The sequence below is a fragment of the Hylemonella sp. P2_B10 genome (genome assembly GCF_056404875.1).
In genome coordinates, this window is the sequence record NZ_JBFUDE010000002.1 from 404,554 (window position 1) to 426,047 (window position 21,494).

A 21,494-nucleotide genomic window follows, 5' to 3' on the forward strand; every position below is an offset into this window, starting at 1 on the left:
CCCAAGGCAAAAGCGGCGGGGCTAGGTTCGAGGTTGCTTGCGCCGCTCCACCCGGGGCTGCTTGCGCCGCTCGACGAAAGGCGGCGCTGTGAACGGCTCCGACGCTGCCGCCTGCCGGGCGCGCGACACCGGCACGCGCAGGTCGTCCAGGTAATCGCGCGCGATGTTGACACTGCTGTCCACACCCAGCTGTTTGAAGTGGCGCGCCAGCCAGGTCTTGGTGCAGGCGCGACCCAGTTCGTGCAGGCGCTGGATCATCTGGCCGTCGGTGGACGACTTGCTGGAGGCGCTGAAGGACTCCAGTTCCTCGCCACCATCGATGCGGTGCATCAGCACATCCTTGTAGTGCGCCGGGTCCAGCTTGCCCTGGGCCAGCAGGCGCTTGACGAAGTCGATGGCGCGCATTTCCGCGATCAGCCCGGCGTTGAAGGTGATCTCGTTCATCCGGTCCATGATCTCGGCGGCGGTGGTGGGCACGGCGCCGCGCCGTATCGGGTTGATCTGCACCAGCACGATGTCACGGCTGCCGCAGTGGTACAGCAGCGGGTGGATGGCCGGGTTGCCGGAATAGCCACCGTCCCAGAAATGGTCACCCTCAATCTCTACCGCCTGGAACACCGTGGGCAGACAGGCTGAGGCCATGACGGCGGCCGAGGTCAGCCGCCGGCCGGAAAACACCTCCGCCTTGCCGGTGCTGACCCGGGTGGCCACCACGAACACCTTGGGCTCGCTCAGCCGCGCCAGGCGCGCAAAGTCCACGTGCTGCTCAAGAAAGCGCTTCAGCGGGTTGATGTCCAGCGGGTTGCTCTGGTAGGGCGAGACGGTGTTGGTCCACAGGTGCGTCATCGCCTCGGCAAACAGTTGCGCCGGCGAGGCACTGCCCAGCCCGCCAAACAGCATGTTGAAAGGCGCGCGCTGCACCAGCGACACCGAGTTGGACAGGGCGCCCATGCCGATGATGCCGTTCCAGAAATTGGCCAGTGACTCACGCGCCGCCTCGCGGGCGTCGCGCCCCTGGTCGCCGGCCACCGCAAACCCATGGGCCAACGCCACCGCGTTCATGGCTCCGGCGCTGGTGCCGCTGATGCCCTCCAGCACCACCCGGCCGTCTTCCAGCAGCGCATCCAGCACGCCCCAGGTGAAGGCACCGTGCGAGCCACCACCCTGCAGCGCCAGGTTGATGTGGGGCGTGCCGGGCGGCGTGGACGGCGGGTGCGCCATGCTTCAGTCCCCCGGCGCTGGCCGTTCCACCACGCAAAAGCTGGCGGCGTAATCGGTCTCATCGGTCACGCTGATGTGGGCGCTCAGGCCCTGGGCGTCAAACCACTCCTTCAGCGCGCCGTGCAGCACCAGTGTCGGTTTACCGCTGGCCAGCTTGCCCACCTCGCACAGCCGCCAGCTCATGGGCATGCGCATGCCCATGCCTATGGCCTTGCTGAAGGCTTCCTTGGCGCTGAAGCGGGTGGCCAGATAACGCACGCCGCGCTCAGGCCAGCGCGCGCTGCGGGCTTTCCAGGTGGCCATCTCGCCATCGCTGAGGATCTTGGCGGCAAAGCGCTCGCCATGGCGCTCCAGGCTAGCGCGTATGCGGCGTATGTCGCAAATGTCGGTGCCTATGCCGTAAATCATCGGCGCTTCAGGCAAACGCCTCGTCAATGCAGCGCAGGTATTCCTGCACCGCGGCGGTGTAGCCCAGCTCCAGCGCATCGGAGATCAGCGCATGGCCTATGGACACCTCCTTGATGCCGGGCACCCAGCGCAGGAAGGTGCTCAGGTTGGCACCGTTCAGGTCGTGGCCGGCGTTCAGCACCAGCCCGGCGTCCAGCGCGGCCTGCGCGGCTCTGGTGAAGCGGTCCAGCTGCGCCTGCTCGCGGGGCGTGCCCCAGGCCGCGGCGTACGGCTCGGTGTACAGCTCCACCCGGTCCGCGCCCAGGGCCTTGGCCGCCGCCATGGCTGACGGCTCGGCATCCATGAACAGGCTGACGCGCACGCCCAGTGACTTGGCCTGCGCGATCAGCGGGCGCAGGCGCTCGCCATCCTTGGCCAGATCAAACCCATGGTCGCTGGTGGCCTGGCCCTCGGCGTCAGGCACAAAGGTGCACTGCTGCGGGCGTTCGCGCCGCACATGGTCCATCAGGTTGTGAAAGGGGTTGCCCTCGATGTTGAACTCGCAGCCGGGCCAGGCCTTCAGCAGCTTGCTCAGTTCTGGCACATCGCTGGCACGGATGTGGCGTTCGTCGGGGCGCGGGTGCACGGTGATGCCGGCGGCGCCGGCCCGCAGGCACAGCTCGGCCGCGCGGGTCACGCTGGGGTAGGCCAGGTTGCGCCGGTTGCGTATCTGCGCCACCAGGTTGACGTTGACCGACAGCAGGGTCTTGGGTGAGTTGCTCATAGGCTCATAGCGACTGGATGTCCATCATCATCCTGCGGGTGCGCAGGGTCACGCCGCCACAATGGTAATGCAGCAGCGCGCGCAGCTGGGATTTCAGCTCGCCGGCCAGCACCGCGCAGGCGCGCAAGGTGCTGGTGAAAGGCGCCTCGTCGTCCAGCGCCTGCTGCAAGGCCATCCATTGCCCGCCGCTCAAGCTGGCGCGGTCTTCGCTGTGGCTTTGGCGCAGGCCGCCTTCGGGCACCAGCGTGTAGGCCACGTCTGGCCCCAGCGGCGCCAGCGTCATGGTCTGCGTGTCCAGCTGCGGCAGCAGGCCCACTTCGCGCAGCAACAACAGCTCGAAGGCGCGCAGCGCCGCCTGCAACACCTCGCCGTGCTCGGAGGCGATCACCTGCACCACGTTGGCGTAGACGTCGAACAAGCGCGCGTGCGCATCCTCGCGCCCCAGCAGCGTCATCAGCAGCTCATTGAGGTAGTAGCCCGACAGCAACGCGTCGCCGGTGGGCATCACATGCCCGCCCTGCCATTCGGCGCCTTTGAGGGTGCGGATTTCGGCGTCGCCGCCGTAGCTGACATGCAGCGGCTGCAAGGGCAGCAGGATGGGCCGGAAATTGGAACTGGGCCGCTTGGCCCCCTTGGCCACCACCGCCACCCGGCCGTGGTGACGGGTGAACAACTCCAGGATCAGGCTGGACTCGCTCCAGTCGTAGCGGTGCAGGACGTAGGCGGGTTCGTCAGAGATGCGCTTGGTGGCCACGCGGGCTACTCATATCCAAAGCTGCGCACGCGCGCCTCATCATCGGCCCACCCCGAACGCACCTTGACCCACAGTTCGATGAACACCTTGGCGTCCATCAGTTTTTCCAGCTCCACCCGGGTCTCGGTGCCTATGCGCTTGATGCGTTCGCCCTTGTCGCCAATCACCATCGCCTTGTGGCCGTCGCGCTCCACCACGATGGTGGCGGCAATCTTCACCAGGCGCTTTTGCTTGCCGCGGCCGGCCTCTTCCTCAAACTTGTCGATGATCACGGTGGAGGTATAGGGCAGCTCGTCGCCCGTCAGGCGAAACAGCTTTTCGCGCACGGTTTCCGAGGCCAGGAATTTCTCGCTGCGGTCGGTCAGCTCATCGGCGTCGTACCACCATTCCTGTTCGGGCAGGTATTTCTCGCACAGGCCCAGCATGCGCTCGATGTCCTTGGCATTCTTGGCCGATATCGGTACAAACTCGGCAAAGGCGCGGCGCTGCTGCATTTCCTGCAGCCAGGGTGCAATGTCTGCGCGTTGCTGCACCAGGTCCAGCTTGTTGGCCACCAACAGCGTAGGGATGTCCTTGTTCAGCAAATCCAGCACCTTGGCATCGGCCTGGTTGAACCTGCCGGCTTCCACCACAAACAGGATCAGGTCCACATCACCCACGGCGCCCATCACGGTCTTGTTCAACGAGCGGTTCAGCGCGTTGTTGTGGCGGGTCTGAAAGCCCGGTGTGTCGACAAACACGAACTGCGTGGCGCCCTGGGTGCGCATGCCGGTGATGCGGTGGCGTGTGGTTTGCGCCTTGCGCGAGGTGATGCTGATCTTCTGCCCCACCAGCGCGTTGAGCAAGGTGGATTTGCCCACATTGGGCTTACCGACGATGGCCACCAGGCCACAGCGATGCGTCTGGGCCGCGTCAGCGGGGGTAGCGAGGGTATCGGCTGCCGCGCCTGTTGGCGTTTCAGCCGGGGTTTTGGTTGCCATCAATCAGCTCGTCTTGGATTTCAACATTTGCAGCATGGCCGCCGCCGCCGCCTGCTCGCCGGCGCGGCGCGAACCGCCTATGCCGCGCTGGGCCAGGCCCAGCTCGGCAATTTCGCACTCGACGTCAAACGTCTGCTTGTGCGCCGCGCCCAGCGTACCCACCACCTTGTACACCGGCAAGCGCATCTTGCGCCCTTGCAGCCATTCCTGCAACTCGGTCTTGGCGTCCTTGCCCAGGGCTTCCATGTGAGGGTTGATTTCCACCGCCTTGAACAGCCGCCGCACCAAGGCCTGCACCACGGTAAAGCCGGCATCCAGGTAGACGGCGCCCAGCACCGCTTCCAGCGCATCGGCCAGGATGGAGGGGCGCTTGTGGCCGCCGGAGCGGACTTCGCCCTCGCCCAGCCGTATCACCTCGGACAGGCCCAGCTCCAGCGCCAGTTCATGCAAGGTGTCCTGCTTGACCAGGTTGGCGCGGATGCGCGACAGATCGCCCTCGGGCAGGCCCTGCAGACGTTCATACAGCAAATCGGCGACGGCCAGGTTCAGCACCGAGTCCCCCAGGAACTCCAGGCGCTCGTTGTGGTCCGCCGCGAAGCTGCGGTGCGTGACCGCCCGGCTCAGCAGGGACGGATTGGAGAATTCGTGCTGCAGACGGCGCTGCAGGCCGGTGAGGCCGTCTTCCACGCTACTTGGTACGCCCTTCGTACTTCAGCGTCAGCCAGGCCGGGCCGACCAGGTGGATCTCACGCTGGTAGGCGAACTTCACAACCACTTTTTCGCCTTCCTTGGTGACCTCGATGTCCTTGCCGCTGATGGACTTGATGTCGTCCACCGCCGCCGAGCGGTCAAAAGCGGCACGCACCTCGGCCACCGAAGTGCCCTCCTTGGCCCGGCCGGCAGCTTTGACCACCGCCTGGTATTCGATGAAGGTAGGAAAGACCTGCGCCGCGATCACGCCGGCCACCGCCAGCACACCGCCGACGAAGATCAGGCCCAGAAAGGTGATACCGCGCTGCCTAGATCTCAGTTGCACTGCCATACATTCCCCCGGCTTGCCCAGCCTAGTTGAAAGAACCGATACGCTTGATGTTGCCGAAGTTCATCCAGATGAACACGGCCTTGCCCACAATGTTCTTGTCAGGCACGAAACCCCAATAGCGCGAATCCTGCGAATTGTCACGGTTGTCGCCCATCATGAAGTAGTGCCCTTGCGGAACCTTGCATGTCACGCCCTCCACACTGTAGCGGCAATTCTGCTTGTTGGGAAAGTCAAACACGTCGCGCTCGGACAGCCCCGCCGAACGGTCTTCCCGGTTCAATATGCCGTGCTTCGCCCCGCCCAGCTGTTCCTCGAACTGCGGGTAATAGCGCATCTCGTCCTCGTCCAGGAACTTGGGCAGCTCCGCCACCGGCACCGGCTTGCCGTTGATGGTCAGGCGCTTGTTGAGGTAAGCCACCTCGTCGCCCGGCACGCCCACCACCCGCTTGATGTAGTCCAGGCTGGGCTTGGGCGGGTAGCGGAACACCATCACGTCGCCGGCCTTGGGCTTCTCGCCTTCGGTGATCTTGACGTTGACCACCGGCAGGCGCAGCCCGTAGTGGAATTTGTTGACCAGGATCAGGTCGCCCACCAGCAGCGTGGGGATCATGGAGCCCGAAGGAATCTTGAACGGCTCGATCAGGAACGAACGCAGCAGGAACACCACGATGATCACCGGGAACAGGCCAGCCGTCCAGTCCAGCCACCAGGGCTGCATCAGCACCTCGGCCTTGGCCTGGGCGACGTCGCCGTCCACCTGGCTGATGCCTTTGGTGGCGAGGTCCGCGCGGCGCGCGGCGTCCTGCCGCTCCAGCTCAGCCGCCGCCAGCTCACGCTGAGGCCGGAAGTGGAAACGCTCGGCCAGCCAATACAGACCGGTCACCACCGAGGCCAGGAACAGCAGCAGCGCGAAATTGCCGTCAACGTCTCCGTGCCACCAGGCCCCTATATAAAAGGCGAACGCCGCCAAAACCAGGGAAGTCAGAACCTGCATCAGTCCTCCACCTGCAGGATTGCCAGGAATGCCTCTTGGGGCACTTCCACCGAACCGATTTGTTTCATGCGCTTCTTGCCCGCCTTTTGCTTTTCAAGGAGTTTGCGCTTGCGCGAGATGTCGCCGCCATAACACTTGGCCAACACGTTCTTGCGCAGCGCCTTGATTGTCTCACGCGCGATGATGTTGGCGCCTATGGCGGCCTGTATGGCGACGTCGTACATCTGGCGCGAGATGATCTCGCGCATCTTGGCCACCACAGCGCGGCCGCGGTAGGCCGACTGGCTGCGGTGCACGATGATGGACAGCGCGTCCACCTTCTCGCCATTCAGCAAAATGTCTACCTTGACCACGTCGGCCGCTCGGTACTCCTTGAACTCGTAATCCATGGACGCGTAGCCACGCGACACCGATTTGAGCTTGTCGAAGAAATCCAGCACGATCTCGCCCAGCGGCATCTCGTAGGTCAGCATCACCTGGCGGCCGTGGTAGGCCATGTTCATCTGCACGCCGCGCTTCTGGTTGGCCAGCGTCATGACCGCGCCCACGTATTCCTGTGGCATGTACAAGTGCACGGTGACAATGGGCTCGCGCACCTCCACCAGACGGCCCTGGTCGGGCATCTTGGAGGGGTTTTCCACCATCGTGACCTCGTTGCCGGCGGTCACCACCTGGTAGACCACGCTGGGGGCGGTGGTGATCAGGTCCTGGTCGAACTCGCGCTCCAGCCGCTCCTGCACGATCTCCATGTGCAACAGACCCAGGAAGCCACAGCGAAAGCCGAAACCCAGCGCCTGCGACACCTCGGGTTCGTAGTGCAGCGACGAGTCATTGAGCTTCAACTTTTCCAGGCTGTCGCGCAGCCCTTCATACTGGTTGGCCTCGGTCGGGTACAAGCCGGCAAACACCTGCGGCTGGATTTCCTTGAAGCCGGGCAGCGCCTCGGTGGCGGTGAACGCCGCGCCGCCGGTGCCGGGCTTGATCAGCGTGATGGTGTCGCCCACCTTGGCGGCCTGCAGTTCGCGGATGCCGGCAATGATGTAACCCACCTCGCCCGCCTCCAACGACTCGCGCGGCTGGTTGGCCGGTGTGAATACGCCCAGGTTGTCGGCGTTGTACGTGGTGCCGGTGGCCATCATCTTGATGCGCTCACCCTTGGCCAGGCGGCCGTCCACCACGCGCACCAGCATCACCACGCCGACGTAGCTGTCAAACCAGCTGTCGATGATCATGGCGCGCAACGGGCCGGTGGGGTTGCCCTTGGGCGCAGGGATGCGCGCCACGATGGCTTCCAGAATTTCGTCAATGCCCATGCCCGTCTTGGCTGAACACGGGATGGCGTTGCTGGCGTCAATGCCGATCACGTCTTCCACTTCCGCCTTGGCGTTCTCCGGGTCGGCATTGGGCAGGTCCATCTTGTTGAGCACCGGCACCACCTCAACGCCGAGGTCCAGCGCGGTGTAGCAGTTGGCCACCGTCTGCGCTTCCACGCCCTGGCTGGCATCCACCACCAGCAGCGCGCCTTCGCAGGCGCTGAGCGAGCGGCTCACTTCATAAGAGAAGTCGACGTGGCCGGGTGTGTCGATCAGATTCAGGTTGTAGACCTGCCCATCCTGCGCCTTGTACTGCAACGCAGCGGTCTGCGCCTTGATGGTTATCCCACGCTCTTTCTCGATGTCCATCGAATCCAGCACCTGCGCTTCCATGTCGCGCTCTTCCAAGCCGCCACAACGCTGTATCAAGCGATCCGCCAACGTCGATTTGCCGTGATCAATGTGCGCAATGATCGAAAAGTTTCTGATGTGATTCATCAACGAGAACGCTTAAGTGATTGAATTAAAACAGCGCTGAAAAGAAAAAAGGGCGCGTCCTGTTGTGACGCGCCCTAAACCAACAATCAATGGCAACTGCGATAGTTGGAACTTCATTGTAGGCAAAAAGGCTTGCACGTACAGTCCAAAAACTCGCCGGCCATGGTCGTTGCGACGCAGCAACAAGAACCTTATGCACAACTTATTCACATTTTCAAGCAGGTAACATCTGGACAACATGTGGGTGATCTGTGGATCGGCTGTGAGCCGATTCAAAACGTCTTCAAATTGAGACGTTGACACGCGCGATATGCCGTCAATCCCTGCTGGCAACCCCATATTCTAACCAAAGTCGACATTGGTCGGGTAGAAGTTAGTGACTGCAAACATATTTTTCCGACCACACGATGCTGGAAAAAAATTTTGCGCGCTGCGGTTTTTGCGCTGAATTCCAAAAAAAACCCCAAAACCCAATCGGGTTCTGGGGTTGTTTTGGTAAAAGGGCTGGCCGCGCGGACTACTTGGCGGTGTTGATCACCACGAACTGCGTCCACTCCCCGCGCCGGTACAGCACACTCACCGGGCGCCCCTTTTCCAGCTTGGCCACGGCAGCGTCGAAATCTTTGACCGTGTGCACTTCGCTGTTGCCCACGCGCAGGATCACATCGTCCACCTGCAGGCCGGCACGCGCCGCGGCGTCGACGGCGGCGTCCACCCGCACACCGCCTTTGAGGTTGAGTTTCTTCTTCTGCGCCTCGCTCACTTCGCTGACACTCAGGCCCAGCAACTGTGCGGCCTTGGAGGTCTTGGCGCCATCGTCCTTGCCGGGCTGCTGGGCCCGCGCCTGCGGTTTGTTGTCGGCCTCGGCCTCGCCCACCACCAGGCTGAGCTCCTTGTATGCGCCACCGCGGAACACCGTGATGCTGCTCTTGGAGCCCGGGCGGGTATTGCCCACCAGGCGTGACAGATCCCCGAGCTTGTCGATCGTCTTGCCGTCGAACTTGGTGATGATGTCGCCCGCCTCCACGCCAGCCTTGTCCGCCGGCAAACCAGGCTCCACGCCGCGCACCAGCGCGCCCACGGGTTTGCCCAGGCCAATCGATTCGGCCACGTCCTTGGTCACCGGCGCCAGGTTCACGCCTATGCGCCCGCGCGCCACGCGGCCGCTGGCGCGCAACTGCTCGCTGACACGGATCGCTTCGTCGATGGGAATGGCAAAGGAAATGCCCATGTAGCCGCCGGAACGCGAATATATCTGGCTGTTGATGCCCACCACCTCACCGCGCATGTTGAGCAATGGGCCGCCGGAATTGCCGGGGTTGATGGCCACGTCCGTCTGTAGCAGCGGCAGGAAGTCACCGGTGTCGCGCTGCTTGGCGCTGACAATGCCGGCCGTCACCGTGCTGTCCAGGCCGAAGGGCGACCCGATGGCCAGTACCCATTCACCCACCCTCAGGCGGCTGACGTCACCCACCTTCACCGCAGGCAGGCCGGTGGCCTCGATCTTCACCACGGCCACGTCAGTGCGCTTGTCCAGGCCGATCAGCTTGGCCTTGAATTCGCGCTTGTCGGTCAGCGTCACCAGCACCTCGTCGGCGCCGTCCACCACGTGGGCGTTGGTCATCACATAACCGTCAGTGGTCAGGATGAAGCCCGAGCCCACGCCGCGCGGCTGGGCCTCTTCGTCCTGCGGTGAGGGCTGCGGCCGGTTCTGGCGTGGCACGTTGGGCACAGGCACGCCGAAGCGGCGGAAGAACTCCAGCATGTCCTCGTCCATGCCATTGCCTTGGCGCTGCGCCACCTTTTCCAAGGTGCGTATGTTCACCACCGAGGGGGCGGCTTGCTCCACCAGGTCGGTGAAATCGGGCAGCGCACGCACCTGCGCCTGGGCAGGTGTGGCCGGCAGCAATGCCAGGCCGGCGCTTGACGCGATGGCTGCACCCAGCAAGGCCGAGCGCAACAGCTTCCAATCGAACTGCATCATCTTTGAGCTTTCCTTTGAGCGTTCTTTTGACAAACAAAAATAGTGACGGCTACAGCCTGGCACCCTGTGTCCGGATGTCAGCCTGCCGCCTTATGAACCCGCGCGCGGCCTTTGGTTCCGCAAGCCAGCCCCAGCAGTCTACTTGCGCCGCTCCAGGCCTTGCGCGAAGCCCACCAGCGTGGGCATGGGCACTTCGCCCACCGCGGTGACCCACCAATCGCCGGCACGCCGCGTCAGCGTCTGGGTGGCCCCCAGCGACAAGGCGCCCTCGGCGACGTGGCGACGCGGGTCATAGGCCTCCATGAACAGCGACACGGACGCCAGGCCGTCGGAAAAAATGCATTGCAAGGTGCTGCCCGCGGCGGCACCAGACGTTGCACCGGGCACTGCCGCACCAGGCGTGGCGCCGGGTGTGGCGGCAACGGCAACCGGCCGGCGGTAGCAATTGAGGGGCTTGAAGCCAGGGGCCACGCCCTTGACCGCCCAGCCCTCGCTGGCGGCATCGGTCTGCACCATCTCGGGCGTTTCCACCCGGTAGCCCTCGGTACGCGCCATCATCTGCATCAGCTTGGCCGCACTCACCGGCGCATCCAGCTGCAGCTCGGAAAAGGCAGCCTGCTCCAGCACCTGGCCGCTGACGTCCAGCGTCTGCATCTTGACCACCAGGCCGGTGCGCTTCTCGGTCCAGATGCGGTAGCCCAGGCGCAACGTGTCCTTGGGCTGCAACTGCACCACGTCGGCCTCCACGCCTGCAATGCGGTCGCTGCCCAACAGGCTGGCACCATAGAACTGCGGGATGCCGGAGCCGCCTGCGGCCAGCAGGTTGGGGAACATGCCCAGCGAGGTGCGCCGCTCCTTGTAGGCCACGCGGCTTTCGGGCAGGAAGGTGACCACCTGCTCGTTGCGCCGGAAGGTCGAGCGCGGCGTGCCGGTCAGCGTCTGCACCCGCTCCACCTGCTGGTCACCCTCGCAGGCGTGCCAGATGCGGGCGCTGGACAGGCCACCGGCCGACGACACCACGAAGGTACCGATGAAGGGCTGGTGGCTCGACGCATCGTGCATGCGCATCAGCCATTCGGACACGCTGCGCTCGCTCAGGCGCGTGTCGGTGACGGTGGTGACGCTCATGCGGATGCTAGCCTGCTGGGCATGCGCGGCGCTCGCCACCCCCAGCGCGCCAGCGGCCAGCGTCATCACCAACCGGCGTCTGCGCATCATCGTTCGGGCAAGCATCAGCATCAACTCAGCCAGTTCCGCTCAGCGCCCCTTAGCGGGACGGTTCCTCATACGTGGCGTTGCGCAGGAAGCCGGCTGGCATCTGCAACGCCGAAGTGCCCCCAAACTGCTTGTGCGCAACCAGCAATTGGTCCAGCCGCGGATCGCGCATCATCACCTGCCGGCCCGGGCCGGCCACGGCCACCCCTTGCACACCGGGCGGGCCCTGCACAGCAGGCACCGCCTGGGCCAACTGGGGCGCGACCTGACCGCTGCCGCCCACAGGCACCAGGGCCGACCAGCTGAGCGCGGCCACCGCCGCCACCGAGGCCAGACCGGCGACCAGCTTCCAGCGGAACTGCCCGTCGTTGGCGCTGGCGCCTTGCGCGGACACCACCGGTGCCAATTGCGCCACCTGCACCACCGCCTGAACATCCGGGCGCTGCACCGGCCCCTCAGCGGCCAGACGGGCCTGAAAGCGCGCGGCAAAGCCGTTGTCAGCCGCATGGCTCGACAACTCGGCAGTGCGCAGCACATCACCCACCACATGGTAGGCACGCCACGAGGCCAAGGCCTGGGTATCGCTGGCCAGCATGCCCATGGCGGCCGCGAATTCGGCCGCATCCAGTTGCCCGTCCGCCAGGGCGGACAGCCATTCATGTTGTTCCATCGCTTGATTGGACATCAGCAACCTCTCAGTTTCCCGCTCATCACCAACGCTTGCCGGACTGCTTGTCCAGCAAGGGCTTGATCCTGGCCGATATGGCCTCGCGCGCCCTGAAAATGCGCGAGCGCACGGTGCCGATCGGGCAATCCATCACCTGCGCGATTTCCTCGTAACTCAAGCCTTCGATCTCCCGCAAGCTTACCGCCTGGCGCAAATCCTCTGGCAGGGCTTCCATCGCGGCGTTGACGGTGGCGGCGATTTCCTTGGCCGCCAGCACCGACTCCGGCGTTTCGTCGGATATTGGTTCGTTTCCGCTGGCGTAAGTTTCATCGTTTTCGTCGTTCAACCTCAACGAAGCCTCAGACACCGTGGGATCGCGCTTGAGTTCCATCAGCGCCTTCTTGGCGGTGTTGACGGCAATGCGGTACAGCCAGGTGTAGAACTGGGCGTCGCCACGGAACTGGTGCAGTGCCCGGTAGGCGCGAATGAAGGTCTCCTGGGCGATGTCCTCCACCAGGTCCACATCGCGCACCATGCGGCCGATCAGGCGCTGGATACGCCGCTCGTACTTGACCACCAGCAATCCGAAGGCGCGCTGGTCGCCCGCCAGCGTGCGCTGCACCAGCTGCAGGTCGCTGTCGTTGCTGGACTCTGGCGGCGGCGCGGCAGCGTTCATGCGCGCCTCCCGCCGTCAGCCGGCTCGCCAGGCTGACCCGGCGGGTCGACCCGGGTGCCGGCCAGCAGCGCCCGCCGCAACGGCTTCCACAGGCCTGGCGAGCCGGACCTTTCAGCCCACAGCCAGCCCAGCGTGCGGCCACGCGCGTCGGCCAGACGCAGCAGCACGGTGAATTGCAGATCGGCGGCGAGGTGAATGCTTTGCAGCGTGCCAGCCGGCACGCCAGACCAGGCCCAGGCAGCGCCGTCCCAGGCCAGCCGGCCAGCCGGCGTGCGCCACCAGGCCCATGCCGCCAACGCCAAGCCGCCCCATAAGGAGGCCAGCATCAACAGCGCACGCCCGTCCCAAGCGCGCTCAGCGCGCCCGGCGCCCAGCTGCCAGGCCCAGGCCAGGCCAGCCAGCGTGCCGACGACGGCCAGCCCCAGCAGCACAGCGGCCTCCATGCGCGAGCGCCCCACCGGGTACTCGACCGCTGGTGCATTTCGGCTATGCATTGTTAACGGTGTGCGCGGGTGCTGCGCTCACGTGTGGGGGTAGCTGCGGGTCAGCGCTCAAACGCGTTTGAACACCAGCGTGCCGTTGGTGCCGCCGAAACCGAAGTTGTTCTTCAGCGCCACATCGATCTTCATGTCACGCGGGGTGTTGGCGCACACGTCGACGTCGCACTCCGGGTCCTGGTTGAACACGTTGATGGACGGCGGACATTTCTGGTTGTGGATGGCCAGGATGGTGTACACCGACTCAATGCCGCCGGCACCGCCCAGCAGGTGGCCGGTCATGCCCTTGGTGGAGTTCACCACGATCTTGCTGGCGTGGTCGCCCAGTGCGGCGCGTATGGCCTTGATCTCGTTGGTGTCGCCCAGCGGCGTGGAGGTGCCGTGGGCGTTCAGCAGGTCGACCTGGTCGGCGTTGATGCCGGCATTCTTCATGGCCACCAGCATGGCGCGGCGCGGGCCGTCCATGTTGGGCGCGGTGATGTGGCCGGCGTCGGCGCTCATGCCGAAGCCCGCCACCTCGGCGTAAATCTTGGCGCCGCGTGCCTTGGCGTGCTCGTAGTCTTCCAGCACCACCACGCCGGCGCCCTCGCCCAGCACGAAGCCGTCGCGGTCGCGGTCCCAGGGGCGCGAGGCCGTTTGGGGATCGTCGTTGCGGGTGCTCATGGCGCGCATCGCGGCGAAGCCGCCTATGCCCAAGGGGGACACCGTGGCTTCTGAGCCGCCGGCCACCATGACGTCGGCGTCGCCATACTCGATCATGCGGGCGGCGACGCCAATGCTGTGCAGCCCGGTGGTACAGGCGGTGACGATGGCGATGTTGGGGCCCTTGAAGCCAAAACGCATCGACACCTGGCCCGAGATCATGTTGATGATGGAAGCCGGCACGAAGAACGGCGACACGCGGCGTGGACCGCGGTTGACCAGCTCGGTGTGCGTCTCCTCGATCAGCGGCAGGCCGCCGATGCCGGAGCCTATCAGGCAGCCTATGCGCACCGCCAGGTCTTCGTCCAGCGCCTCGCCAACTGGCAGGCCGGAATCGGCCACCGCCTGCGCGGCGGCGGCGACGCCAAAGTGCACGAAGGTGTCCATGCTGCGCGCCTCCTTGGCGCTCATGTAGGACTCCAGCTGAAAGCCTTTCACCTCACCGGCGACCTTGCAGGCGAATGCGGAGGCGTCGAACTTGGTGATCAGGCCGATACCCGACTGCGCCGCCATCAGGCCGGCCCAGTTCTCGGCCACGTTGTTGCCAATGGGGCTGATGCAGCCCAGGCCGGTGACTACGACACGACGACGGGACATGGTTCTATCTATCCGTGAAATTGGTGGGCCCCTAGCCGACGGCCAGCTCCAGAAAGGTCTGCGGCTCCACCGGCAAGGATGTCAGCACGGCAAGGCAACACGGGGCTGCACTCACGTGCGCGGCCTGGCTCAGGCCTTTTGGTGCGCGACGGCGTAGTCGATGGCGTTTTGCACCGTGTTGATCTTCTCGGCGTCCTCATCCGGGATCTCGATGCCGAATTCGTCTTCCAGCGCCATCACCAGTTCCACCGTGTCCAGCGAGTCGGCACCCAGATCGGCCACGAAGGCTTTCTCGTTGGTGACTTGAGACTCTTCCACGCCAAGTTGTTCGGCAATGATTTTTTTGACACGTGCTTCGATATCGCTCATGGTTCCCTCAAAGGGTTGTAAATGAATCCGTGATTCTATCCGGCCCAGAGGGCCTGTCCGGTATGCTGCCGTACGGACGAACCGGCAGCGGACTGTGACACAGCTCTATGACGCCTTACGACATGTGCATGCCGCCGTTGACGTGCAACTCCTGCCCGGTGATGTAGCCGGCCTGCGGCGAGGCCAGGTAGGCCACCGCGTGCGCCACATCGGCAGGCTTGCCCAGGTGGCCGAGCGGAATCTGGCCCAGCAGGGCCTGTTGCTGCTCTTCGGGCAGCGACGCGGTCATGTCGGTCTCGATGAAGCCCGGCGCCACGCAATTGACGGTGATGCTGCGCGAACCCAGCTCGCGCGCCAACGCGCGCGTCATGCCGGCCACGCCGGCCTTGGCGGCGGCATAGTTGGCCTGGCCCGGGTTGCCGCTGGCACCGACCACCGAGGTGATGCTGATGATGCGGCCGTAGCGCTGCTTCATCATCTGGCGCATCACCGCGCGGCTCATGCGGAACACCGCCTTCAGATTGGTGTCGGCCACGGCGTCCCAGTCCTCGTCCTTCATGCGCATGGCCAGGGTGTCGCGGGTAATGCCGGCATTGTTGACCAGCACCTGCAAGCCACCATACTCCTTGATGACGGCGTTCACCAGCATGTCCACGCCGGCGGCGTCGTTGACGTCCAGCACGCGGCCAGCGCAGCCGGGAAAGGCCGCCAATGCGGCCGTGATCTTGGCCGCGCCCGGCTCGCTGGTGGCCGTGCCCACCACCTTCAGGCCCTGCTGGGCCAGTTCCTGCGCGATGGCCGCGCCTATGCCGCGCGAGGCACCGGTGACCAGGGCCACCTGGCCGTTGAATTTGATTTCGGACACGTCAGGCTCCCAACAATTGCTTCACATCGGCGAGGCTGGCCGGGTCGAACAGCGCCGCGCCGCTCAGCTCGCCATCGATGCGCTTGACCAGTCCGGCCAGCACCTTGCCCGGGCCGCATTCCACCAGCGTGGTCAGGCCGCGTGCCTTGATGGCCTGCACGCATTCCACCCAGCGCACCGGGCCGAAGGCCTGGCGGTACAGCGCATCGCGGATACGGTCGGCATCCACCTCCACGGCGACGTCGATGTTGTTGATCAGCGCAATCTGCGGCGCGCCGAATTCCAGCTCTTCCAGCCGGGCCTTCAGCGCTTCGGCAGCTGGCTTCATCAGGCTGGAGTGGAACGGCGCGGACACCGGCAGCAACAGCGCGCGCTTGGCGCCCGCGGCCTTCAGCACCTCGCAGGCCTTGTCCACGGCGGCCTTGCTGCCAGCGATCACAGTCTGACCCGGGTCGTTGAAATTGGCGGCTTCCACCACCTCGATCGAACCGGCGCCAAAACCGGCTGTCACCTCTGCGCAGCCGGCCACCACCTTGGCCGCCTCCAGCCCGAGCACGGCGGCCATGGCGCCCACGCCCACAGGCACCGCCTGCTGCATGGCCTGGGCACGCAAGCGCACCAGCGGCACCGCTTGCGCCAGGCTCAGCACGCCGGCAGCCACCATGGCCGAATACTCGCCCAGCGAGTGGCCGGCCACCGCTGCGGGCGCCTGCCCCACTTCGGACATCCACACGCGATAGGCCGCCACCGCCGCCACCAGCATCACCGGCTGGGTGTTGGTGGTCAGTGCCAGCGCTTCCTTCGGGCCCTCTTTGATCAGCTTGGCCACGTCCTCGCCCAGCGCGTCTGAAGCCTCTTGCAGGGTCTGGGCCACCACCGGATGATCGCCCCAGGCGTCCAGCATGCCTACGGACTGCGAGCCCTGGCCGGGGAAAACAAAAGCGAATGCGTTGTTCATGGGAGAAACAGAATAAATTGAAATGGCACCGCCTGACAAGCGGCTAGGCCACAGACAACAGCGGTCGGTTCAATACTGAACCAGCACCGCGCCCCAGGTGAAGCCACCTCCCACGCCTTCGAGCATCAGCAGCTGGCCAGGCTTCACGTTTCCGGCGCGCACCGCGCTGTCCAGCGCCAGCGGGATGGAGGCAGCCGAGGTGTTGCCGTGCTGGTCGACCGTGACCACCACCTTGTCCATGGGCAGCTTCAGCTTCCTGGCTGTGCTTTGCATGATGCGGATGTTGGCCTGGTGCGGAATCAGCCAGTCAATGTCGGCCTCTGTCTTGCCGGCCTTGGCCAGCGTGGCGCGGGCGGCGCTTTCCAGCACGCCCACCGCCAGCTTGAACACGGCTTGCCCGTCCATCTTCAGCAATGGGTCGCCCAGGATCTGGCCGCCGGACACATTGCCCGGCACGCACAGGATGCCCACATGCTTGCCATCGGCGTGCAGGTCGCTGGCCAGGATACCGGGGGTTTCGGATGCCTCCAGCACCACGGCACCGGCACCGTCGCCGAACAGCACGCAGGTGGTGCGGTCCTTGAAATCGAGGATGCGCGAGAACACCTCGGCGCCGACCACCAGTGCCCTGTTGGCGGCACCGGTCTGGATCATCGCGTCGGCCACGCTGAGCGCGTAGACGAAACCGCTGCACACGGCCTGGATGTCAAAAGCCGCACCGCCATGCGCACCCAGCTTGTGCTGCAGGATGCAGGCGGTGGACGGGAACACCATGTCGGGCGTGGAGGTGGCGACGATGATCAGGTCGATGTCACTGGGTGCCAGCTTGGCAGCCGCCAGGGCGGCTCGTGCGGCTTCCAGCCCGAGGTCGCTGCTGCACACGTCGGGCGCCGCGAAATGGCGCGCCCGGATGCCGGTGCGCTCCACAATCCATTCGTCCGAGGTTTCCACGCCGCTGGCGGCCAGTTGGGCCGCCAGGTCGGCATTGGTCAGGCGGCGCGGCGGCAGGTAGCTGCCAGTGCCGGTGATGCGGGCATAACGTCTCATGTTTATACAGTGGCCGCGACAGGCGCCGCTGCTGCAGCCGGCTCCATGCTGACCAGCAGGGGGGCCGCATGCGCGATGCGGGTCTGGACGCGGTCCAGCAATTTGTTACGGGCTGCATCATACGCCCGAAGCAAAGCGTACTCGAACGCCAAGGCGTCCGCCGAGCCATGGCTCTTGAACACCAGGCCACGCAGGCCCAGCAGTGCGCCGCCGTTGTAGCGCCGGTGATCCATGCGCTTTTTCAGCGCCGATATCACCGGATAAGCCACGATAGCGGCAAATTTGGTAAAGATATTGCGAGAAAACTCGGCCTTCAGGAAATCCACGATCATCGTGGCCAGGCCTTCACTGGTTTTAAGCGCCACGTTGCCGACGAAACCGTCACAAACCACGATGTCTGAACTGCCCTTGAAAATGTCGTTGCCTTCGACATTGCCGTAAAAATTCAAATCGCCGGCGTTGGCGGCAGTTCGCAGCAGTTCGCCTGTTTTTTTGATGACTTCGTTCCCTTTGATGGCTTCTTCGCCAATATTCAACAGGCCCACCGTGGGGTTGTCGTTGCCGCTGAGCACCGACACCAGGGCCGAGCCCATGACGGCAAACTGGAACAGGTGTTCGGCCGTGCAGTCCACGTTGGCGCCCATGTCCAGCACCGTTGTGGCGCCTCCCTTGGCGTTGGGAATCTGCGCGGCAATGGCCGGGCGGTCTATGCCGTCCAGCGTTTTCAGCACATAACGGGAAATGGCCATCAGCGCGGCGGTGTTGCCGGCCGACACGGCCGCCTGGGCCACGCCGCTCTTGACCTGCTCCACGGCAATGCGCATGGACGAGTCCTTCTTGCGGCGCAGCGCCACTTCCAGCGGGTCGTCCATGCCCACCACCTCGCTGGCATTCACCAGCTGGGCACGTGGGTGGGAAAAGCCGGCCAGGCTGTCGGGCAGGCCCACCAGCAACAGCTGGGCATCCGCGTGGCGCTCCAGGAAAGTCCGGCAGGCAGGCAGGGTGACGGAGGGACCGTGGTCACCCCCCATGCAGTCAACGGCAATCGTGATCATCTGAGACCCGCAATGTAGCGCAAATGCGTGCGCCGCAAATGACAAAGCCCGACGCTACAGCCTGCTGCAGCTTCGGGCTTGGTGCGGTGAATGCCTGTGTCAGGCTTCAGACTTGGTCTTCAGCACCTTGCGGCCACGGTAAAAGCCGGTCGGGCTGATGTGGTGACGCAGGTGGGTTTCGCCGGTGGTGGGTTCCACGGCGATGCCGGGCACGTTCAGTGCATTGTGCGAACGGTGCATACCGCGCTTGGAAGGCGACTTCTTGTTCTGTTGGACGGCCATGGCAGGCTCCTAAGGTTTCTGTGCCGCGCCGGGGTGCTGTTGCACTTGTTGCGCCTTGTTCGGGCGCCCGGCGGGGCCACTGGGTTAATGGGTTGGTCTGAATGCGCGCGGTGCGTTTCCGTGCGAAGCCTTCAATTATAGCCTAACTTATTGATTTTGTTCAATTCGGCTGCTGCGGGCGATCATCGGGCGCCGCCCAGGCCTGCGGCATGGCGTGCCCTCATTCGGGCTTGCCCTTTTTCAACTGCTGCAACACCGCGAAGGGATTGGGCTTTTCGGCCAATTTCTCCTCGAAATCGGCGTCCGCCACCGCCAGCTTGACCTCGGTGGGGCAGGTGTCGTGGCGCGGCACCACGGGCAGGTCCATCAGCAACTCGTCTTCTATCAGCTGGCGCAGGTCGAAATCGGGCTGCACAGCCAGCACGTCTTCTTCGGCCTCCTCGTCTTGCTGCTCGGCGGATTCCTCGCTGGCGACGAAGCGGAACGAGCGCCGCACCGCCAGCGGCCAGTCCACCAGCCCCAGGCAACGCTGGCAAGTCAGCGGCAAGGTGGTGTCCACCTCCAGGTGCAGCCAGGTCTGCTCGCCGCCGCTGGCGTCATGGCGCAACTCACCCTGGGCCGCCCAGTTCACCAGGTTGCTGGCGCCCAGGCCCTGGGTCTCCAGCATCAGCCGCTCGTACTTGGACAGCAGATCGCCCGCCGCCACATGCCCGGCGGTGCGGGCGAACGACTGTACATCCAGCCGGAAAGCGTGCGTCTCGTGCGTCATGCCGCCAGTGTAAGAGAATCGCGGCATGCCTGACACGATTCAACGCCCGCTGGTGCTGGGTTCCACCTCCGTCTACCGCCGTGAACTGCTGGGCCGGCTGCGCCTGCCCTTCGAGGTCGCCGCCCCCGACGTGGACGAGACGCCGCTGCCCGGCGAAGCGCCGGTGGACCTGGCGCGCCGCCTGGCCTTGGCCAAGGCCCAGGCGGTGGCAACACGCTTTCCGCAGGCCATCGTCATCGGTTCGGACCAGGTGGCTGACTTGGAAGGCCAGCCGCTGGGCAAGCCCGGCAACCATGAGCGCGCCACCGCACAACTGCGCCAGATGCGCGGGCGCACCGTGGTGTTCCAGACCGCGCTGTCGGTGGTATGCCGGGAAACCGGCTTTGTCGCCAGCGACCTGGCGCCGGTGCAGGTGAAGTTCCGCGACCTGAGCGATGCCGAAATCGAGCACTACCTGCGCGCCGAGCAGCCCTATGACTGCGCCGGCAGTGCCAAGAGCGAGGGCCTGGGCATCGCACTGCTGGACGCCATACTCAGCGACGACCCCACCGCGCTGGTGGGCCTGCCGCTGATACGCACCTGCCGGCTGCTGCGCGCGGCCGGCCTGCCAGTGCCGGGTGAGGCCGCGTGACCGCGCCCCTTGAGGCCGCACGCGGCCGCCTGTTCCTGGTGCCGGCGCCACTGGATTTTGGCTGCGACGCGGCCATGCCTTTGCAGGATGTGCTGCCGTTGCACACGCTGGAAACCGCGGCCAAACTGCAGCACTGGGTGTGCGAAAACGCCAAGACGGCGCGCGCCTACCTGAAGCGTATCCATGAAGTGACGCCGTTGGCCTGCTCCATGCAGGAAATGGCGTTGCAGGAATTGCCGCGCGAGGTGCACAAGAAAGGCGACCACGGCGGCAGCTTCGACGCCAAACCCCTGTTGGCGCCGGCGTTGGCCGGGCACGACATGGGCCTGCTCAGCGAGGCCGGCATGCCGGCCGTGGCCGACCCGGGATCGTCCGTCGTGCGCGCGGCCCACGACCTGGGCTTGCAAGTGCTGCCGCTGGTCGGCCCGGTTTCCTTGCTGCTGGCGCTGGCCGCCAGCGGCCTGAGCGGCCAGAACTTCGCCTTTGTGGGTTACCTGCCCCAAGACGCGGCCGCCCGCACCAGCCGCATACGTGAACTGGAGGCCCTGGCGTTGAAAACCGGCCAGACCCAGCTGTTCATAGAAACGCCTTATCGCAACGCCGCACTGCTGCAAGCGCTGCTGCAAACCCTGCAACACAACACCCGGCTGGCCGTCAGCGCCGGGTTGACGCTGGCAGCGGCCCGCAACCACAGCGCGACGGCGAAAAGCTGGAAGCAGCAGCCTGGCTGGGCGCCGGGGAACGACACACCGGCGGTGTTTGCGATTGGGCGCTAGCGCGACACGGGGATGGCCAGATGAACAATGTGTTTGTGCTCCAACACCTTCACCTCCTTGCTGGCAGAGAGGAAGACATCAAATTCATTGGCGTCTACCGTTCACGCGAATCAGCGTTGGCCGCGGTTGCGCGCCTCGTTTCGCACCCGGGATTCAAGGAGTTTCCCGAGGTCCGTCAAGGCTGCGAGGATCGCGTTAAGGGGTTTTACCTCGACGCGTACGCGATGGATGTGGACCATTGGACAGAGGGTTTCGTCAACCTCTAGGGTCCAAAACACGCAGGCGTGCCGGGTGACTGTAGCCGGGTTGCCGCAGGCATTCGCGCATGCTGCAGAGTCACGCGCACAGGCTATGACGGTCGCGCCAGCCAATCCACCGAGCCAAACGCGTCATCTGCGCGAGGTCCGAAGGCAGTCCGGCTACGGACGCCC

The 21,494-nt window shown here is 65.0% G+C and carries 24 protein-coding genes; 2 read left to right on the forward strand and 22 right to left on the reverse strand.

Features of this window, described 5'->3' with window-relative positions; translation table 11 throughout:
• Positions 1–21: 21 nt before the first annotated feature.
• From AC1DX2_RS09730 to AC1DX2_RS09835, 22 genes are all read right to left on the reverse strand, one after another.
• Positions 22–1,221, reverse strand: a complete 1,200-nt coding sequence (locus AC1DX2_RS09730; protein ID WP_477196137.1) for a patatin-like phospholipase family protein — start codon at positions 1,219–1,221, stop codon at positions 22–24.
• A gap of 3 nt (positions 1,222–1,224) precedes the next feature.
• Entirely contained in the window at positions 1,225–1,629 is a 405-nt protein-coding gene (acpS, locus tag AC1DX2_RS09735; RefSeq protein ID WP_477196138.1) for a holo-ACP synthase, read from the reverse strand.
• Between the two features lie 7 nt (positions 1,630–1,636).
• The gene (locus tag AC1DX2_RS09740) at positions 1,637–2,392 is read right to left on the reverse strand and encodes a pyridoxine 5'-phosphate synthase (protein WP_477196139.1); all 756 of its coding nucleotides are present in this window, start codon (positions 2,390–2,392) and stop codon (positions 1,637–1,639) included.
• 4 nt (positions 2,393–2,396) lie between these two features.
• Positions 2,397–3,146 carry a DNA repair protein RecO gene (gene recO, locus AC1DX2_RS09745; RefSeq protein WP_477196140.1) on the reverse strand — a complete coding sequence of 250 codons (750 nt, stop codon included), beginning with the start codon at positions 3,144–3,146 and terminating at the stop codon, positions 2,397–2,399.
• Between the two features lie 5 nt (positions 3,147–3,151).
• Positions 3,152–4,126, reverse strand: a complete 975-nt coding sequence (era, locus tag AC1DX2_RS09750; protein ID WP_477196141.1) for a GTPase Era — start codon at positions 4,124–4,126, stop codon at positions 3,152–3,154.
• A 3-nt stretch (positions 4,127–4,129) separates the two neighbouring features.
• On the reverse strand, positions 4,130–4,813 hold the full coding sequence (gene rnc / locus AC1DX2_RS09755; protein ID WP_477196142.1) for a ribonuclease III: 684 nt from the start codon (positions 4,811–4,813) through the stop codon (positions 4,130–4,132).
• Between the two features lies 1 nt (position 4,814).
• Positions 4,815–5,168 carry a DUF4845 domain-containing protein gene (locus AC1DX2_RS09760; protein WP_477196143.1) on the reverse strand — a complete coding sequence of 118 codons (354 nt, stop codon included), beginning with the start codon at positions 5,166–5,168 and terminating at the stop codon, positions 4,815–4,817.
• A 22-nt stretch (positions 5,169–5,190) separates the two neighbouring features.
• Complete coding sequence (lepB, locus tag AC1DX2_RS09765; RefSeq protein ID WP_477196144.1) at positions 5,191–6,162, reverse strand: signal peptidase I; 972 nt, start codon at positions 6,160–6,162, stop codon at positions 5,191–5,193.
• The gene (lepA, locus tag AC1DX2_RS09770) at positions 6,162–7,973 is read right to left on the reverse strand and encodes a translation elongation factor 4 (protein ID WP_477196145.1); all 1,812 of its coding nucleotides are present in this window, start codon (positions 7,971–7,973) and stop codon (positions 6,162–6,164) included. Before lepA ends, lepB begins: the two co-directional genes overlap by 1 nt.
• 517 nt (positions 7,974–8,490) lie before the next feature.
• On the reverse strand, positions 8,491–9,957 hold the full coding sequence (locus AC1DX2_RS09775) for a Do family serine endopeptidase (protein ID WP_477196146.1): 1,467 nt from the start codon (positions 9,955–9,957) through the stop codon (positions 8,491–8,493).
• Positions 9,958–10,095: 138 nt separating this feature from the next.
• Entirely contained in the window at positions 10,096–11,190 is a 1,095-nt protein-coding gene (locus AC1DX2_RS09780) for a MucB/RseB C-terminal domain-containing protein (RefSeq protein WP_477196147.1), read from the reverse strand.
• A gap of 34 nt (positions 11,191–11,224) precedes the next feature.
• On the reverse strand, positions 11,225–11,857 hold the full coding sequence (locus AC1DX2_RS09785) for a sigma-E factor negative regulatory protein (RefSeq protein ID WP_477196148.1): 633 nt from the start codon (positions 11,855–11,857) through the stop codon (positions 11,225–11,227).
• 25 nt (positions 11,858–11,882) lie between these two features.
• Entirely contained in the window at positions 11,883–12,515 is a 633-nt protein-coding gene (gene rpoE / locus AC1DX2_RS09790; RefSeq protein WP_477196149.1) for an RNA polymerase sigma factor RpoE, read from the reverse strand.
• Positions 12,512–13,009 (reverse strand): hypothetical protein, encoded by a 498-nt coding sequence (locus AC1DX2_RS09795; protein WP_477196150.1) that lies wholly within the window; start codon positions 13,007–13,009, stop codon positions 12,512–12,514. The genes rpoE and AC1DX2_RS09795 overlap by 4 nt, the downstream gene beginning before the upstream one ends.
• 57 nt (positions 13,010–13,066) lie before the next feature.
• A complete protein-coding gene (gene fabF / locus AC1DX2_RS09800; protein WP_477196151.1) occupies positions 13,067–14,311 on the reverse strand; it encodes a beta-ketoacyl-ACP synthase II in 1,245 nt (414 codons plus the stop codon).
• A 129-nt stretch (positions 14,312–14,440) separates the two neighbouring features.
• Entirely contained in the window at positions 14,441–14,680 is a 240-nt protein-coding gene (gene acpP / locus AC1DX2_RS09805) for an acyl carrier protein (RefSeq protein WP_477196152.1), read from the reverse strand.
• Positions 14,681–14,795: 115 nt separating this feature from the next.
• A complete protein-coding gene (fabG, locus tag AC1DX2_RS09810) occupies positions 14,796–15,545 on the reverse strand; it encodes a 3-oxoacyl-ACP reductase FabG (protein WP_477196153.1) in 750 nt (249 codons plus the stop codon).
• A 1-nt stretch (position 15,546) separates the two neighbouring features.
• Complete coding sequence (gene fabD / locus AC1DX2_RS09815) at positions 15,547–16,503, reverse strand: ACP S-malonyltransferase (protein ID WP_477196154.1); 957 nt, start codon at positions 16,501–16,503, stop codon at positions 15,547–15,549.
• A gap of 69 nt (positions 16,504–16,572) precedes the next feature.
• Positions 16,573–17,550, reverse strand: coding sequence for a beta-ketoacyl-ACP synthase III (locus tag AC1DX2_RS09820; protein WP_477196155.1), 978 nt, complete (start codon positions 17,548–17,550; stop codon positions 16,573–16,575).
• Positions 17,551–17,552: 2 nt separating this feature from the next.
• Positions 17,553–18,605, reverse strand: a complete 1,053-nt coding sequence (plsX, locus tag AC1DX2_RS09825) for a phosphate acyltransferase PlsX (protein WP_477196156.1) — start codon at positions 18,603–18,605, stop codon at positions 17,553–17,555.
• Between the two features lie 99 nt (positions 18,606–18,704).
• Positions 18,705–18,887: a 50S ribosomal protein L32 gene (rpmF, locus tag AC1DX2_RS09830; RefSeq protein ID WP_087496852.1), complete on the reverse strand. Its 183-nt coding sequence runs from the start codon at positions 18,885–18,887 to the stop codon at positions 18,705–18,707.
• 220 nt (positions 18,888–19,107) lie between these two features.
• The gene (locus AC1DX2_RS09835) at positions 19,108–19,656 is read right to left on the reverse strand and encodes a YceD family protein (RefSeq protein WP_477196157.1); all 549 of its coding nucleotides are present in this window, start codon (positions 19,654–19,656) and stop codon (positions 19,108–19,110) included.
• A gap of 25 nt (positions 19,657–19,681) precedes the next feature.
• On the opposite strand from AC1DX2_RS09835, the gene AC1DX2_RS09840 reads away from it, so the two are divergent.
• The gene (locus AC1DX2_RS09840; protein WP_477196158.1) at positions 19,682–20,287 is read left to right on the forward strand and encodes a Maf family nucleotide pyrophosphatase; all 606 of its coding nucleotides are present in this window, start codon (positions 19,682–19,684) and stop codon (positions 20,285–20,287) included.
• 74 nt (positions 20,288–20,361) lie between these two features.
• Positions 20,362–21,063: an SAM-dependent methyltransferase gene (locus tag AC1DX2_RS09845; protein ID WP_477196663.1), complete on the forward strand. Its 702-nt coding sequence runs from the start codon at positions 20,362–20,364 to the stop codon at positions 21,061–21,063.
• Positions 21,064–21,494: the final 431 nt, after the last annotated feature.